Source organism: Amycolatopsis sp., from assembly GCF_036008905.1.
Taxonomy (GTDB): Bacteria; Actinomycetota; Actinomycetes; order Mycobacteriales; family Pseudonocardiaceae; genus Amycolatopsis.
Map to the genome: position 1 here is coordinate 41,928 of NZ_DASYMU010000017.1, position 14,275 is coordinate 56,202.

Annotated in this window: 14 protein-coding genes and 1 pseudogene; 2 read left to right on the top strand and 13 right to left on the bottom strand. The window is 70.1% G+C overall.

What is annotated here, in order from left to right; all coding sequences use genetic code 11:
- Window positions 1–2 precede the first annotated feature (2 nt).
- From VGP60_RS03180 to VGP60_RS03230, 12 genes and pseudogenes are all read right to left on the bottom strand, one after another.
- Complete coding sequence (locus VGP60_RS03180) at window positions 3–1,220, bottom strand: GNAT family N-acetyltransferase (RefSeq protein ID WP_327546302.1); 1,218 nt, start codon at window positions 1,218–1,220, stop codon at window positions 3–5.
- A 51-nt stretch (window positions 1,221–1,271) separates the two neighbouring features.
- The gene (locus tag VGP60_RS03185) at window positions 1,272–1,691 is read right to left on the bottom strand and encodes a DUF4333 domain-containing protein (protein ID WP_327546350.1); all 420 of its coding nucleotides are present in this window, start codon (window positions 1,689–1,691) and stop codon (window positions 1,272–1,274) included.
- Between the two features lie 14 nt (window positions 1,692–1,705).
- On the bottom strand, window positions 1,706–2,914 hold the full coding sequence (locus VGP60_RS03190) for a GNAT family N-acetyltransferase (protein ID WP_327546303.1): 1,209 nt from the start codon (window positions 2,912–2,914) through the stop codon (window positions 1,706–1,708).
- A complete protein-coding gene (locus VGP60_RS03195; RefSeq protein ID WP_327546304.1) occupies window positions 2,915–3,628 on the bottom strand; it encodes a DUF4333 domain-containing protein in 714 nt (237 codons plus the stop codon).
- A gap of 128 nt (window positions 3,629–3,756) precedes the next feature.
- Window positions 3,757–6,558: a DEAD/DEAH box helicase gene (locus VGP60_RS03200; protein ID WP_414640282.1), complete on the bottom strand. Its 2,802-nt coding sequence runs from the start codon at window positions 6,556–6,558 to the stop codon at window positions 3,757–3,759.
- Window positions 6,559–6,722: 164 nt separating this feature from the next.
- A complete protein-coding gene (locus VGP60_RS03205) occupies window positions 6,723–7,601 on the bottom strand; it encodes a diacylglycerol/lipid kinase family protein (RefSeq protein WP_327546306.1) in 879 nt (292 codons plus the stop codon).
- Between the two features lie 8 nt (window positions 7,602–7,609).
- Window positions 7,610–8,590 carry a twin-arginine translocase subunit TatC gene (gene tatC, locus VGP60_RS03210; protein WP_327546307.1) on the bottom strand — a complete coding sequence of 327 codons (981 nt, stop codon included), beginning with the start codon at window positions 8,588–8,590 and terminating at the stop codon, window positions 7,610–7,612.
- A gap of 91 nt (window positions 8,591–8,681) precedes the next feature.
- The gene (gene tatA / locus VGP60_RS03215) at window positions 8,682–9,020 is read right to left on the bottom strand and encodes a Sec-independent protein translocase subunit TatA (RefSeq protein WP_327546308.1); all 339 of its coding nucleotides are present in this window, start codon (window positions 9,018–9,020) and stop codon (window positions 8,682–8,684) included.
- A 31-nt stretch (window positions 9,021–9,051) separates the two neighbouring features.
- Window positions 9,052–9,264: a bacteriophage holin gene (locus tag VGP60_RS03220; RefSeq protein ID WP_327546309.1), complete on the bottom strand. Its 213-nt coding sequence runs from the start codon at window positions 9,262–9,264 to the stop codon at window positions 9,052–9,054.
- A gap of 10 nt (window positions 9,265–9,274) precedes the next feature.
- Window positions 9,275–9,925, bottom strand: coding sequence for a helix-turn-helix transcriptional regulator (locus VGP60_RS03225; RefSeq protein ID WP_414640284.1), 651 nt, complete (start codon window positions 9,923–9,925; stop codon window positions 9,275–9,277).
- Window positions 9,911–10,255, bottom strand: a pseudogene (locus VGP60_RS41655) (protein pafC); the annotation flags it as partial. The gene VGP60_RS03225 and the pseudogene VGP60_RS41655, both read right to left, overlap by 15 nt.
- On the bottom strand, window positions 10,252–11,232 hold the full coding sequence (locus VGP60_RS03230; protein ID WP_327546311.1) for a helix-turn-helix transcriptional regulator: 981 nt from the start codon (window positions 11,230–11,232) through the stop codon (window positions 10,252–10,254). The pseudogene VGP60_RS41655 and the gene VGP60_RS03230, both read right to left, overlap by 4 nt.
- A 225-nt stretch (window positions 11,233–11,457) precedes the next feature.
- On the opposite strand from VGP60_RS03230, the gene VGP60_RS03235 reads away from it, so the two are divergent.
- Window positions 11,458–12,426: a hypothetical protein gene (locus VGP60_RS03235; protein ID WP_327546312.1), complete on the top strand. Its 969-nt coding sequence runs from the start codon at window positions 11,458–11,460 to the stop codon at window positions 12,424–12,426.
- 53 nt (window positions 12,427–12,479) lie between these two features.
- On the opposite strand, the gene VGP60_RS03240 is transcribed toward VGP60_RS03235, so the two are convergent.
- A complete protein-coding gene (locus VGP60_RS03240) occupies window positions 12,480–13,520 on the bottom strand; it encodes an oxidoreductase (protein WP_327546351.1) in 1,041 nt (346 codons plus the stop codon).
- Between the two features lie 37 nt (window positions 13,521–13,557).
- On the opposite strand from VGP60_RS03240, the gene VGP60_RS03245 reads away from it, so the two are divergent.
- Window positions 13,558–14,247 (top strand): SDR family oxidoreductase, encoded by a 690-nt coding sequence (locus VGP60_RS03245; RefSeq protein ID WP_327546313.1) that lies wholly within the window; start codon window positions 13,558–13,560, stop codon window positions 14,245–14,247.
- Window positions 14,248–14,275 lie beyond the last annotated feature (28 nt).

The window sequence follows — 14,275 nt, forward strand, 5'->3', positions numbered from 1 at the left end:
CGTCAGAAGTTGGTGCCACACCAGGGGATCGTCGCGCTGCGGAACAGTTCGTCGAGCCTCGGCAGCGCGGCCCGGTCGAGCACCTCGAGCCGGCCGCACTGCGCCAGCGCGGTCGCCGTCCACTCCCCCAGGTACAGCATCGCCAGCACATCGACGTCGAGCCGCACCTCGGGCGCGGCGTCGGTCCGCGCGGCACCGTCGGGGCCGACGCGGTACCGCCCGGAGTTGGCGGGCAGCCGCCGGTCGTGGACTTCGAGGACGACCGGTTCGGCGTCGGAGTAGGTGCGCGCGTCGAGCGCGGCCTCGACGTCGACGAGCCGGACCCACAGTTCGTCCCCGGCGCCGACGACCTCGCAGGACCGCAGGTCGGTGAGCATCCCGGCGATCGGCTCGTCGGCGGGGCGGCCGCGGCCGCGGACCTCGGAGACGAGGTCGATGTTCAGCAGGAACCGCCACAGCCCGGCGACCGCTTCCGGCGAGGACGCCCGGAGTTCGCGGATCTGCACCGCCGCCCCGGTTTCGGGGCGATCGAAGGTCCGCTGGTCGACGACGGTGAACACGGCGTACCCGTCATCGCCGTCGGGACCGGTGTGCGCGGCCACCTGGAAGGTGCCGGGTGAGGTGACGCGGGTGTCGAAATTCGCCGGCCACCACACGTCGGGCCTGGCGATCATTCCCGGCCGGTACAGGCCGATGCGCCGGTAGATCTCCGGGACGAGCTTCACGGCCTCGTCCGCGGTGAGGAACCGGACGCGCCCGTTCGCCGGCACCTCCTCGCGCCACTTCGCACGGGGCTTGCGCAGGCGCACGGACTTGATGGAGGTGGCCGGGCCGTAGCCGAATCGGCCATAGATCGTCGACTCGCTCGCGTGGAGCGCGGCCAGCACGTGGCCACGCTCCACGAAATCGGGCAACTGCCGGGCCATCATCGCGGTGAGCACGCCGCGCCGGGTCCAGTCGGCCCGGACACCGACGCCGTCAACGGCTGCCGTGGAGAGCACCTTGCCGCCGGGGACGAGCAGTTCCGTGGCGAACGACGACACGATGCCGATCGGGGTTTCGCCGTCGAACGCGGCGAACTTCCGCTCCGCCGGGAAGGAGGCGCTCATCGCGTCCCATTGCTTGTCGTCGAAGGCCTGGGCGTGCAGTGACCGGGCCAGAACGGCGCGGCAGGCGCGCTGTTCGCCCTCGGCAACCGGGCGCACGGTGAAGTCGCTCATGCGCGCGATCCTGCCAGAGCACCCAGCCGCGGCCCCGCCGAATTACCGGCGCTACTGGAGGGCGCTGACCTCGTAGTCGCCCTCGTCGCTGGTGACCGTGAGCGTCACTTTCTTGACGACGTCGGCGAGCGCGACCGCGCAGTCGAAGGTGCTGCCTTCTTTGACATCCTGCTTCGCCGGGCAGGTGACCGTCGTGATGCCCTCGACCTTGTAGTCATCGGTGAGGATCCGCTTGACCGAGTCCTGCACGGCCGCCTGGTCGAAGATCTTCGCGCGCGGCCCGGTGCTCGTGGCCGACGCCGCGGGGTCGCCGGGTCTACCGGGCGAAGACGGGGTGTAGGTGACCGTCTGGGTCGTCGCGGGCACGACCGGCGAACCGGCGTCACTCCCGCATCCCGAAAGCAACACGACGCCCAGGCATCCCAGCCCGGCCGCGACGATCCGCATTCCCACCCCGAACACCCCTGCCATCTTGATCACGAAATTCAGAAGAAACTACCGCACCAGGCACTGACCCGCGTGCCGAGCAGCAGATCCGCCGTGGTCAGCACGTCCGGGCCGGTCACTTCGAGCCGTCCGGCGGCCGCCAGTGACGACGCCCGGCAGCTGCCCAGGTACAGCATCGCGAGCTCCGCGACATCCAGCCGCAGGCCCGCTTCGGCCGTGGTGCGCTCGACGCCGTCCGCGGCCACCCGGTACCGGCCGGAGTTTCCCGGGAGCAGCGCGTCGGTCACTTCGAGCACCACCGACCCGTCGCCGGTGTACTCCCGCGCGGACAACGCCGCCTCGACGTCGACCAGCCGCAGCCAGGTCGCGTCGTCCACCTTCGACGTCTCGGCGCGCCGCGGGTCCTCGAGGATCAGTTCCAGCGGCTCGTCCATCGGCCGCTGATAGGCCTTGACGCGGGCGATCAGGTCGAGGCTGAGCAGGAACCGCCACAGCCCGGCGAACGCGGCGGGGGTGGTGGTGTGCATGAGATGCACCTCCGCCTCCTCCACGACCTCGTGACCGGAGCCGACGTTCCCGGCCGAGTAGCACGCGAACCCCTCGACACCGCGCTGCCCGCGGAACACGGCGGTGTGCACCGGCAGCGGGGAGCGGCGCGCGTGGCCGTCGAAGTTCGGCCAGGCGTACGACGGCCGGGTCATCGCCCCGGGCCGGGCGTGCGGCAGGTCGTCGTAGAGCTTCGGCAGCTGTTCGAGGGACTCCTCCAGGCCGAGCAGCGTGATCTCGCCGCCAGCCGGGGCGTCCGGGCGCAGCCGGGCACGACGGCGGTCCACGTCGTAGGACTTGCCGAGCGTCGCGACGCCGTAGCCGAACCGGCCGTAGATCGGCCCCTCGGTGGCGTACAACGACGCGACGGCGACACCGCGCTCGGCGAACTCGCCCAGCTGGGCGCGCATCAGTTCGGAGAGGACACCGCGCCGCGTCCGGTCCGGGCGTACCCCGACACCGGTGACCGCGGCCATCGGCAGCCACCGGCCGCCGGGGACGAGCAGCGCGGAGTCGAACGAGCGGGCGGTGCCGATCAGGTCGGCGTCGAACGCGCCGAGGGTGCGTCCCGGCTGGTACGCACCCTCGCCATACACCCATTCCTCGTCCGTCGAAGGCTTGACGTACAGCGTCGAGCGGAAGAGATCACCCGCCGCCCGGACCTCGCCGGGTCCGAGCGGGCGGACGGCGTGATCGGTCATCTATTTGGCCGCTGGAGTGCCGACTTCGTAGTTGCCGTCGGCACCCTTGACCGTGATCGGCACCGTCTGCGTCTTACCGGCCACGGTGGCGGTGCACTCGAAGGTGACCCCGTCCTTGACCTCCTGCTCTGCCGGGCAGGTGACGGCGGTGACGCCCTCGATCTTGTAGTTCTCCGTGAGGATCTTCTGCACACCGGTCTGCACGGCGGCGTTGTCGAAGACCTTCGTGACGAAGAACGCCGGCGCGACGAAGCCGAGCACGCCGACCACGATCAGCACGGCCACCAGCGCGCCGAGGCCGATGAACAAGCCCTTCTTGGACGTCTTCTCCCCCGCCGGTGCGCCGGGGTACCCGGGCTGCTGCTGGCCGTAGTCGTACTGACCCGGCTGTCCCTGGCCCGGCTGGCCGTACTGCTGCGGGCTGGTCTGGGGGTACGCGCCGCCGGGCTGGTCCTGCGGCTGGCCGTAGGGCTGCTGGGGGTAACCCGGCTGCTGCCCGTACGGCGGCGGCTGCTGGCCCCACTGGGGTTGCTGCGGGTTCTGTGGGTTCTGCGGCTGGCCCCATTGCTGTTGCTGGGGGTCTTGGGGGCTCTGACCGTAACCGGGCTGCTGGGGCTGCGGTCCGCTCGGCGGATACGCGCCACCCGGCTGTTGCCCGTACCGGGGCTGCTGGCCCCACTGTTGCGGGTCGTTGCCGCCGTACGGCGTGCTCATCTAGTTTCCTCCGCCAAAGTCACCGTGGTCAGGACGATTAACTGTCGTACTTGTGCGAGATCCAACCATATCGCCGGTAAGACGGGCGTAGTCCGTGAAAAACCCGTGACACGCCGCTGGGACACGCCTTAGGACGCGCCGGCCGCGACGACACCACGTTTCAGCGCGCGGACGGCGTCGGCGGCCACCGACCCGAGCGGGTCGCTGCGGCCGAGCACGTCACGGATCTGGGAGAGCAGGTCGATGACCTGGCGCGACCAGCGGACGAAGTCACCCGCCGAGAGCTCCTGCCCGTTCGCCTCGGCCGCGGTGAGCACCTTCTCCAGCGACTCACCCCGGGCCCAGCGGTACACCGGCCAGGCGAATCCGGCGTCGGGTTCCCTGGTCCGGCCCAGTTTGTGACGGACCTCGTCCTCGGTGAGCTCCAGCCAGATGCGGACGGTCTCCTGCCAGGCCTCGGGGACCTTGCCGAACGGCAGCCGTGCCTCGCCCGCGGTGTCACGGCGCGCCTCGAACACCAGCGTCGAGACGACCGCGGCGAGTTCGGCGGGCGCGAGCCCGGTCCACACCTCGTGGCGGATGCATTCCGCGGCGAGCAGGTCGGACTCGCTGTAGAGCCGCGCGAGCCGGCGGCCGTGCTCGGTGACGCGGTCTTCGCCGTTCTCGGTGCCCTCGACGCCGAGATAGCCACGCTCGCCGAGCAGCCCGAGGATCCGGTCGAACTCCCGTGCCAGGGAATGGGTCGTCGCGGCGACCTTCCGCTCCAGGCCTTCGGTTTCGGAAGCGAGCCGCTGGTAGCGCTCGACCCAGCGCAGGTTGGCCTCACGCTCGGCGAGCCCGTGGCTCGGGTGTCCGCGCAGGGCCCGGCGCAACGCGGCGAGCTCGCCGTCCTCGTTGGCGCCGGAGCGGCGCTTCTCCCGGCCCGGCATCGAGATTCCGGTGTTGCGCAGGGTGGAGGCGATGTCCTTGCGGACCTTCGGCGAACGCAGCTCGATGTGCTTGGGCAGCCGGACCGTGCCGAGCGACTCGACCGGGGACGAGAAGTCCGCGACCGACAGCGGGCCGGACCAGCCGTCCTGCGTGACGACCACCGGGCGCGGCTCACGCAGCGTGTCGAGACCCGGGTCGATCACCACGGCGAGCCCGGAGCGGCGGCCGTTCTGCACCGCGATGACGTCGCCGCGGATCAGGTTCTCCAGCGAGTCGGTGGTGCTGGCGCGCCGGCCCGCGGTGTTCTGCCGCGACAACGCCTTCTCACGGGCGGAGATCTTCGCCCGCAGCTCGACGTACTCGAGCATCTCCTCGAAGTCGCCGCTCACGGCCTCGGCGTAGCCCTTGAGGGCTTCCTTGTTGCGCTCGATGCGCCGCGCTGTCCCGACGACCGACCGGTCGGCCTGGAACTGCGCGAAGGACTGCTCCAGCAGATCCCGCGCCTTTTCCGCGCCGACCTGCGCGACGAGGTTGATCGCCATGTTGTAGCCGGGCCGGAACGACGAGCGCAGCGGGTAGGTCCGGGTGGAGGCGAGCCCGCCGACCTGCCTCGGGTCGTGCCCGGGCTGCCACACGACGACCGCGTGGCCCTCGATGTCGATGCCCCGGCGCCCGGCGCGGCCGGTGAGCTGGGTGTACTCGCCCGGGGTGAGGTCGACGTGGGCCTCGCCGTTGTACTTCACCAGTCGTTCGAGCACGACCGTGCGGGCGGGCATGTTGATGCCCAGCGCGAGGGTCTCGGTGGCGAAGACCGCCTTCACCAGCCCGCGGACGAACAGCTCCTCGACGGTCTCCTTGAACGCCGGCAGCATCCCGGCGTGGTGCCCGGCGATCCCGCGCTCCAGCGCGTCACGCCACTCCCAGTACCCGAGGACTGCGAGGTCGCCCTCGGGCAGGCCCTTGGTGCGCTCGACGACGATCCGGCGGACCTCTTCGACCTCTTCGGGGTTGTTGAGCCGCAGCCCGCCGCGCACACACTGCGTGACGGCCGCTTCGCAGCCCGCGCGGGAGAAGATGAACACGATCGCGGGCAGCAGCCCGGCGGCGTCGAGCTTCTCCACGGTCTCCACCCGCGACGGCGGCCGGTAGCGCGGCCCGCGCTGCGGGGCACCACGGCGCCGGAGCCCGGCCGGGGCGTGCATCCGCCCGACCTCCTCGGTGCGGCGCAGCAGGGCGTGGTTGATGCGCAGTTCGGCGTTCGGGGTGGTCTCGTCCTGGCCCTCGAACAGGTCGAACATCCGGGGGCCGACCATCATGTGCTGCCACAACGGCACGGGCCGGTGCTCGCTGACCACGACAGCGGTGTCCCCGCGGACCTCGACGAGCCATTCGCCGAATTCCTCGGCGTTGCTGACCGTCGCGGACAGCCCCACCACGCGGACGTGCTCGGGCAGGTGGAGGATCACTTCCTCCCACACCGCGCCGCGGAAGCGGTCGGCGAGGTAGTGGACCTCGTCCATCACGACGTAGGCGAGCTCGTCGATGGTCGACGACTTCGCGTACAGCATGTTCCGCAGGACCTCGGTGGTCATCACGACGACCTGCGCGCCGCCGTTGATCGAGGTGTCCCCGGTGAGCAGCCCCACCGCGTCGGTGCCGTAGCGGGCGACGAGGTCGGCGTACTTCTGGTTCGACAACGCCTTGATCGGCGTGGTGTAGAAGCATTTCCGGCCTTCGGCGAGCGCGAGGTGCACCGCGAACTCGCCGACAACGGTCTTGCCGGCGCCGGTGGGCGCGCAGACGAGCACGCCGTGTCCGTCCTCCAGCGCCTCGCATCCGCGGACCTGGAAATCGTCGAACTCGAAGGACGCCTCGGCGGCGAACCGGGTCAGCTGGGGGTACTTCCCGCGTCGCTTGGCCGCGGCATAGGCCTCGGCCGGGGGAAGAGAAGGGCTAGTGGCCACCTCATCAGCGTTCCACACTCCCCTGACACTCCGCATTCGGTAGCCCCGAGTGATCGGCTACGGCTGTCCCGGGTGCGCAGAACGGCACTTGGTCAGGTGGGGGTCGTGAGTGGCAACAAGTGTTCTAACACTCGTAAACACTCACGACCCGCGCTGGGTCAGCACTCGCGTACACCCCGGCCCACCACCACCCCGTGCCCTCAGACGACGGTCAGCGCACCCGGGACGCAGCGGGCGGAGAGCGGCAGGGAGCCCAGTGACTCACCGTCGGCGTAGGCGGGCCAGGTGTTGCCGTCGAGGTGGATCTCGCGGGCCCTGAGCGTCCGCACGGCGGGGTGCGTGAGGTGGCGGCCGGCGCGCAGGCTCGGCAGGATCCGCACGAGCTCGCGCCGGGTGACGCGGCCGACGACGGTGACGTCGAAGAAACCGTCGTCGAGGCTGGCGTCCGGGCAGATCGGGATTCCGCCGCCGTACCACGCCGTATTGCCGATCGCGACGAGCGTGGCGTCGAGTTCGACGGTTTCGGTGTCGGTGCGCACCAGCACCGGGCGCGGGCGGAACGCGGCGAGTTCGGCGACGATCGCGAGGTCGTAGCGCCGGGGTCCGGCCGGCCAGCGCATCGCGTTGGCACGTTCGTTGACCAGCGCGTCGAACCCGCAGCACAGGACGGTGGCGAACCAGGTGTCCCCGACCTGGCCGAGGTCGATCTTGCGCCGCGTCCTGGCCCGCAGGTTCCCCACGAGCGCGTCGACGGCGGCGACCGGGTCCGGCGGGATGCCGAGCGCGCGGGCGAGGTCGTTGCCGGTGCCCGACGGGACGAGCCCGAGCGTCACCCCGGTCCCGGCGCAGAACTGCACGCCCTGATGCGCGGCACCGTCCCCGCCGAGGACCACGAGCACGTCGAGCCCTTCGGACCCCGCACGCCTCATCAGCTCACGAGACTCGGCGACGGTGTTCGCGACCAGCAGATCGAGCCTGTCGACGCCGTCACGCAGGCGCGCGGCCACGGTGCCCGCGATCTTCGCGGCGGCACCGTGACCGGAAGCGGGATGCACGGCCAAAGCCGCGTGGATGCCCACCGGGCGCGTCAGGTGATGTCGTCGGTGCTGGTCTTGCCGGCGGGGCTCGTCGAAGCGGGTTCGTCGGCCGTACTCGGGGTGTAGTCGAACGGCGCGGCTTCGTCGTCGTCCAGGTTGTCGATGCCTTCGGCCGCGCGCTTCTTGCCGAGCCTGCGGTCGTGGAAGCGGGCGATCTGGATGGCGATCTCGAACAGGACCGTCAGCGCGCCGGCCAGGCCGAGCATGGAGAACGGGTCCGAGCCGGGCGTGGCGAACGCGGCGAAGACGAACAGCGCCATGATGATCCCGCGGCGCCACTTCTTCAGCTGGACGTACTTCACCACGCCGACCTGGTTCAGCATCACCACGAGCAACGGCAGCTCGAAGCTGACACCGAAGATGAGCAGCAGGGACAGCATGAACGAGATGTAGTCGGCACCGGCGAGTGCGGTGGCGAACTGCCCGCCGCCGAAACCGCCGATGAGCAGCTTCAACGCGCTGGGGAGCAGGACGTAGGCGAGGACGGCGCCGGCGGCGAACAGCAGGCTCGCGAAGCCGACGAAGGTCATCGCGTACTTGCGTTCCTTCGAGTACAGCCCTGGCGCGATGAACGCCCACACCTGGTAGAGCCACAGTGGCGCGAACACGACCATGCCGGCCGCGACACCGACCTTCAACTGGATCATGATCGCTTCGAACGGCTTGGTCTGCAGCAGTTCGCAGCCGCGGTCGTTGAACTCGATCCGCACCCCGTTCGGGCCCGCGGGCAGGGCGCAGTACGGGCCGGTCATCAGGTCACCGAGCGACGGGATGGGCCCCAGCTTGGTACCGAACCAGATGAACCCGAAGATCCCGCCGAGCACGATCGCCATCAGGCCGTAGGCCAAGCGGCGGCGGAACTCGTAGACGTGCTCGATGAGCGTCATCGTGCCGTCGGGGTTGCGGCGTCGGCTGCGCTTGGTGCGCTTGCTCCCGCGGCGCTCGGGCTTTTCGGAGGCGGGGTCCGCCACTGAACGATCCGTTCTCGTCAGCGTTCGCCGGAGACACGCTTCGTGCGAAGCGCGCTCGGCGAACGGATAACCGGGTCTTGCCTAACCTGATTCAGCTGACGTTCTTGTGCACCGGCTCGACCGGGGCCGCGGCGGGCTGGTTCTTCTTCAGCTCGTCCAGCTGGCGCTGCAGCTCGGCGACCTGGGCGTCGGTCGCGTTCGCCGCGGGAGCCACGGGGGTGGCGGCCTTCGGCAGCTGCTTCGTCTCGACCTCTTCGGTCACCTCGGTGTCTTTGTCCTTGTCACCGACAAGATCCTTGGTTTCGGCCTTGAAGATCTTCATGGACTTGCCGATGGACCGCGCGGCATCCGGAAGCCTCTTGGCGCCGAACAGCAAGACCACGACAAGAACCAAAATGATCAAGTGCCACGGCTGCAATCCGTTCAGCATGGTGGTCTCCTATCTGCGTCTGGATGCGATGTTACTGGTTTTCGGTTCGGTGGCGCCGCTGTTCTACCGCCAGGTTCAGCGCGGCGGAGCGTGCGCGGAGCATCCCGGCCCGGTCTTGGGTGTTCGTAGCCACCATGCTCATGGTCTTGGTGAACCGGCGCAAGACTCTCAGCAGCCGGACCAGCACCACGGCGAACACGAGCACCGCGAGAACGGTGAGTGCGATGGCCAGGGCGTAGGACACGGTGATCAGCCTAGCGCCCCGAGGTAGACGAAAGGTGACGAGCCCGCGCCAGCGCGTCAGCCGCACGTTGACGAACTGCCGACGCCAATTCGCCCGGTTTCTCCACATTCGCGTCGCCGCCGAGTCCGAGCACCATCCGGACCATCCAGGACTCGTCGCCGTAGCGCATCCTGATCCGCAGCCGGCCGCCTTCGAGCTCGTCGAGCTCCTCGCACGGGTAGTACTCCGCGACCCACCGCGCGTCGGGCGCGAGCACCAGCACGGCCTCCGGCTGGTCGGGCCGCGCGGAGAAGACCCCGTCGGTCAGGTCGGTGGGCACCGCGTGCGCCGGGGGTGCCGCGGGTTCGTCGAGCACGGTGATCTCGTCGACGCGGTCGAGCCGGAACAACCGGACCCCTTCGACCCGGCGGCACCACGCTTCGAGGTACCCGACGGCCTGGACGATCAGCAGCCGCATCGGGTCGACCGTGCGCTCGGTGATCTCGTCCTTCGACGCGGTGTAGTACCTGATCCGCACCGCACGCCCGGCCTGCAGCGCACCTCGCACGGTCTCGCGGGTCCGCGCGGTTTCCTTGCCCTCGCGGACCCCGCCGCCGACGACGACCCCGGACGGCTGGGCCTGCCCGGCGGCGGACTCGATCTTCGCGATGGTGCGGCGCACGGCGTCGGTGTCGAGCACGCCCGGTGTCTCGGCGAGCGCCCGCAACGCCACCAGCAGCGCCGTCGCCTCACCACCGGTCAGCCGCAGCGGGCGGCTCATCCCGGCGTCGTGGGTGACGGTGATCGTCTCGCCCTCGAAGGACAGGTCGATCAGGTCGCCGGGCCCATACCCGGGCAGCCCGCACATCCACAGCAGCTCGAGATCCTTGCGGAGCTGCTTGGGCGTGACATCGAAATCCTGTGCCGCTTCGTCGATGTTGATCCCGGGGCGCGCCAGCAGGTACGGCACGAGCGCGAGCAACCGCGGCATCCGGTCGGTGGACCCGCTCATCTCCCACTCCCCTGCTGCAACACGGCTTCCAACCTGTCCTGGACCCCTTTGGCGAGGACGTCGGGCTCCAGCACCAGGACGTCCGGGCCCTGCGCGGCGATCCAGTCGGCCGCGCTCTCCGGGAAGTGCAACTCGATCTCCACGACGTCACCCTCGTCGTCGCCGATCGTGGTCCGCCCGACGACCTTGCCGCGCCGCCGGACCCCGGCCGCGCGATCGTCGGCGACCCACAGCCGCGCCGTCGAAATGGGCGTCGGCTCCGAATCCCCGGTCGCCCCGACGAACTGCAGCAGATTGACGTCCTCGGGGCGCTGCACGACACCGCGTTTGCCGACCGGCTTGACCTGCCCGGTGATCCGGGACAACCGGAAACACCGGGGAGCGTCACGATCGCGGTCATGCCCGACGACGTACCAGCGGGCCTTCCACGACACCACGCCCCACGGCTCCAGCGTCCGCATGCGGCGCTCCGGCGACCCCGAACGCCGGTACTCGAACTGCACGGCCTGCGTGTTCTGCACTGCCGCGAGTAGCGGCCCGAACGCCGGTTCCGTCCGCACCCGCGGCTCGACGACCATGCGAGCGTCGTTGTCGACCTCGACCCCCGCCGCACGCAGCTTCACCAGCGCACCCTGGGCCTGCCCGGTCAGCTCCGGCGAATCCCACAGCCGCACCGCGAGCCCCACCGCCGTCGCCTCGTCCGGCGCCAGGTCGATCTCACCGAGCTCGTAATCCCGGCGCGCGATCCGGTACCCCTCGATGGAGTCGAACGCGGAGTTGCGGCCCGTCTCGAGCGGGATACCGAGCTCACGCAACTCGGTCTTGTCACGCTCGAACATCCGGAAGTAGGCGTCGTCGCTGGCCGCGTCGGCATACCCGGGGACGATCCCGCGAATCCGTTCGGCGGTGAGGTACTGCCGGGTGGACAGCAGGGCCAGCACCAGGTTGACCAGGCGTTCGGCGCGTGCGGTGGACACCCGCATAACAGTAGCCCGCCGCCCGCGCCCCTTTCGGGAGGGCTGCTCCGCCGAGTCGCCGCGTGTTGTGGGATGTCGCAAACGGCGCGTTCAGGGCATTGAGTGACACCAACGCGTCGTTCATGGCGTCCCGAGTTGTCCACAGGCAGAGCAAGCGACTAGCGGGTATCCACAGATTCGAAGTGGGTACTGGAGGAGGTGCGCAGGAGAGCCGACGGTCCAGGTATGAAAAGAGGAGAGTGGGCCCGTGATCCGCAGGCCCTGCACCGGGAAAGCCGCGGCGGAGCCATCACCGTCGCGAAACTGTGCCGACTGGGCGTTTCGGCTCGCACCGCGTACCGCAGGTGTGTGCCGGGGGGTCCGTGGCAGCGGCCGCTTCCGGGCGTCGTGCTGCTCAGCTCCGCCGAACCCACTCGGCGTCAGCTGGTCGAAGCCGCGTTGCTCTACGGCGGACCGGACGCGGTGGTGACCGGTGCCGAAGCTTGCCGTCTCCAAGGTTTGCGAAGTCCGCCCGACGATCGACGGGTTCATCTGCTCGTTCCCGATGAGCGGAAGGTCAAGAGCAGCGATTACGTGATCGTCGAGCGAACGATCCGGTTGCCCGTTCCCGTTGTCCGGTCCGAGCTGCCGCTGGCGCCGCTGGTCCGGGCGGTGCTCGACGAGTGCAGACGGCTGCGGGCGTTCGATCCGGTCAGCGCCTTGATGACCGAAGCGGTGCAGCGGGGACGGGTCAATCCGTATCACCTGCGCCGCGAACTCAACGAAGGCAGCCAACGGGGGACCGCCGTGCCGCGCGAAATACTCGACAAGGTGCTCAACGGCGCTCGATCGGTCGCGGAGATCGACGCGATGGCGGTATGGGCCCGCACCGGGCTCCCCGCGCCGGATTGGAACTTCGAACTGCGCGGCCCCGAAGGCCAGTACATCGCGAATCCCGACGCCTGGTGCGACGAAGTCGCCATGACATGGGAAATCGACTCGTACGACTTCCACTTCGGGCGCAACGGCTACGCCAGGACGCTCAACCGCGACGTCCGCTACACCTCGGCGGGCGTGCTCGTCGTCCAGACGCTTCCGACCCGGCTTCGCACCGATCCGGCCGCCGTCGCCGAGGAACTACGAGCCACCTACCGAGCCGCCGCGGCACGGCCCCGCCCCGATGTGCGCTCGATCCCGCGGGCGGACCTGCCATGAACGACGCGTTCAGGTCGTTGAGTGACACTAACGCGCCGTTCGCGACATGTCCCTCAGCGCGTCAAGCGGGCGGCGGCGCCGTGGGCACCGCTCGCCCAGCACTCACCGAGCCGGCTGCAGCTCACAGTGTCGTAACTGCCGCTGTCGAACGACGTCCAGTGCCGCCCGCCGTCCCGGCTGATGTCACTGCCACCGGGGCCGACGGCGATGACCGAGGTGAGCCCGACCCACGCCAACCCCGAGCGGTACCCGGCCGGGGCCTGCGGCGGGGCTTCCCAGGTGCGCCCACGGTTATTGCTCAGTGCCACAGCGGGTGTGGGCGCGTCGGGGGCGGCGAAGTCACCGCCGATGGCGACACCGTGCCACGGGTCACGGAAGGCCAGCGCGAAGACACCGGCCGACGGGCTGCTCGGCAGTGGGGTGTCGGACGCCTGCCAGTGCCGGCCGCCGTCGCCGGAGTGCAGGACCCGCGCGCGGTCGCCGCCGCCGGTCGCGATCCAGGCGTCGAACGGGCCCGACGTGGTGATGCACTGGCCGCTGGCGGCGAAACCGGCCTCGCCGGGAAGCGCGGGCGGCATGCCTTCGGCGGGGATCGGGCGCCAGGTGCGGCCACCGTCGGACGTCGACTGCACGCGGAACTTGCCGTCCACCGGGTCGCTCATCGCCAAGCCGCGCTGGGCGTCGAAGAAGGCGACGCAGTCGTAGAACGCGGTCTCCTCGGTGTTGCGGAAAGTCAGCTGCCAGCTGCGCCCGGCATCGGCGGTCCGGTAGATACGCGAGGCGTCACCGGGGCCGATGGACAGGGCGACAGCGTGATCGGCGTCGAAAGCCTGGATGTCGCGGAAGTCGAGGGTCGCGGTGTCCGGCGGCGCGACCTGCTTCCAGGTCTGCCCACGATCTGTCGTGCGCAGGATCGTCCCCTTGCTGCCGCTGGCCCACGCCGTCCTCCCGTCGACGGCGTCCAGCCCGCGCAGCTGCGCGTCGACCCCGGTCGGGGTGGGCTGCCACGCCGGTTCGGACCGGGAAGCCGCGTTCGCGGTCACGGGAAGCAGCAGCGGCAGGACCGTGCCCGCCAGGATCAGTAACCCTCGCATCGCTCGCATGGCAGCACTTTCCCATAGTTTGGGGATCATGACGGACCAAGTTCTGCTGATCACCGGAGCCTCACGAGGACTGGGCGAGGCCACCGCACGCCGCGCGGCCGCCGAGGGCTACCGCCTCGCGCTCGTCGCCCGCAAACGCGAGTCCCTGTTACCGCTCGCGGAAGAACTCGGCGCGCTCGCCCTCGCCGCCGACGTCGCCGATTGGGGCCAGATCTCGGCCGCGGCGGCCGAGACCGTCGAGCATTTCGGGCGGCTCGACGCGGTGTTCGCCAACGCCGGGCAGATGGTCGACGTGTCGTTCTTCGGCAACGGCGGCACCGATCCCGAAAAGTGGGGCGACATGGTGCGCACCAACGTCCTCGGCGCCGCGTACACCGCCCGCGCGACACTTCCCGCGCTCGCCACCACGAAAGGGCACCTCGTGCTCACCGGCTCCGTCGCCGGGCGCCACATCCGCCGCGGCAACCTCTACTCCGCGACGAAGTGGGCCGTTTCCGGGCTCGCCGGGTCGATCCGCGAGGAAGCCGTCGGCACCGGCGTGCGCGTGACCGTCATCCAGCCGGGACTGGTCGACACCGAGCTCATCAGCGAGGAACAGCGCGCCAAGCCCAATCTCGTACCCGACGACATCGCCCGCGCCGTGCTCTACGCACTGCGGCAACCACCCTCGGTCGACGTCAACGAGATCGTCGTCCGCCCCACCGGCCAAGTCCTCTGAAAACCGTGAAGGCCTCCCGCAGAGAAAG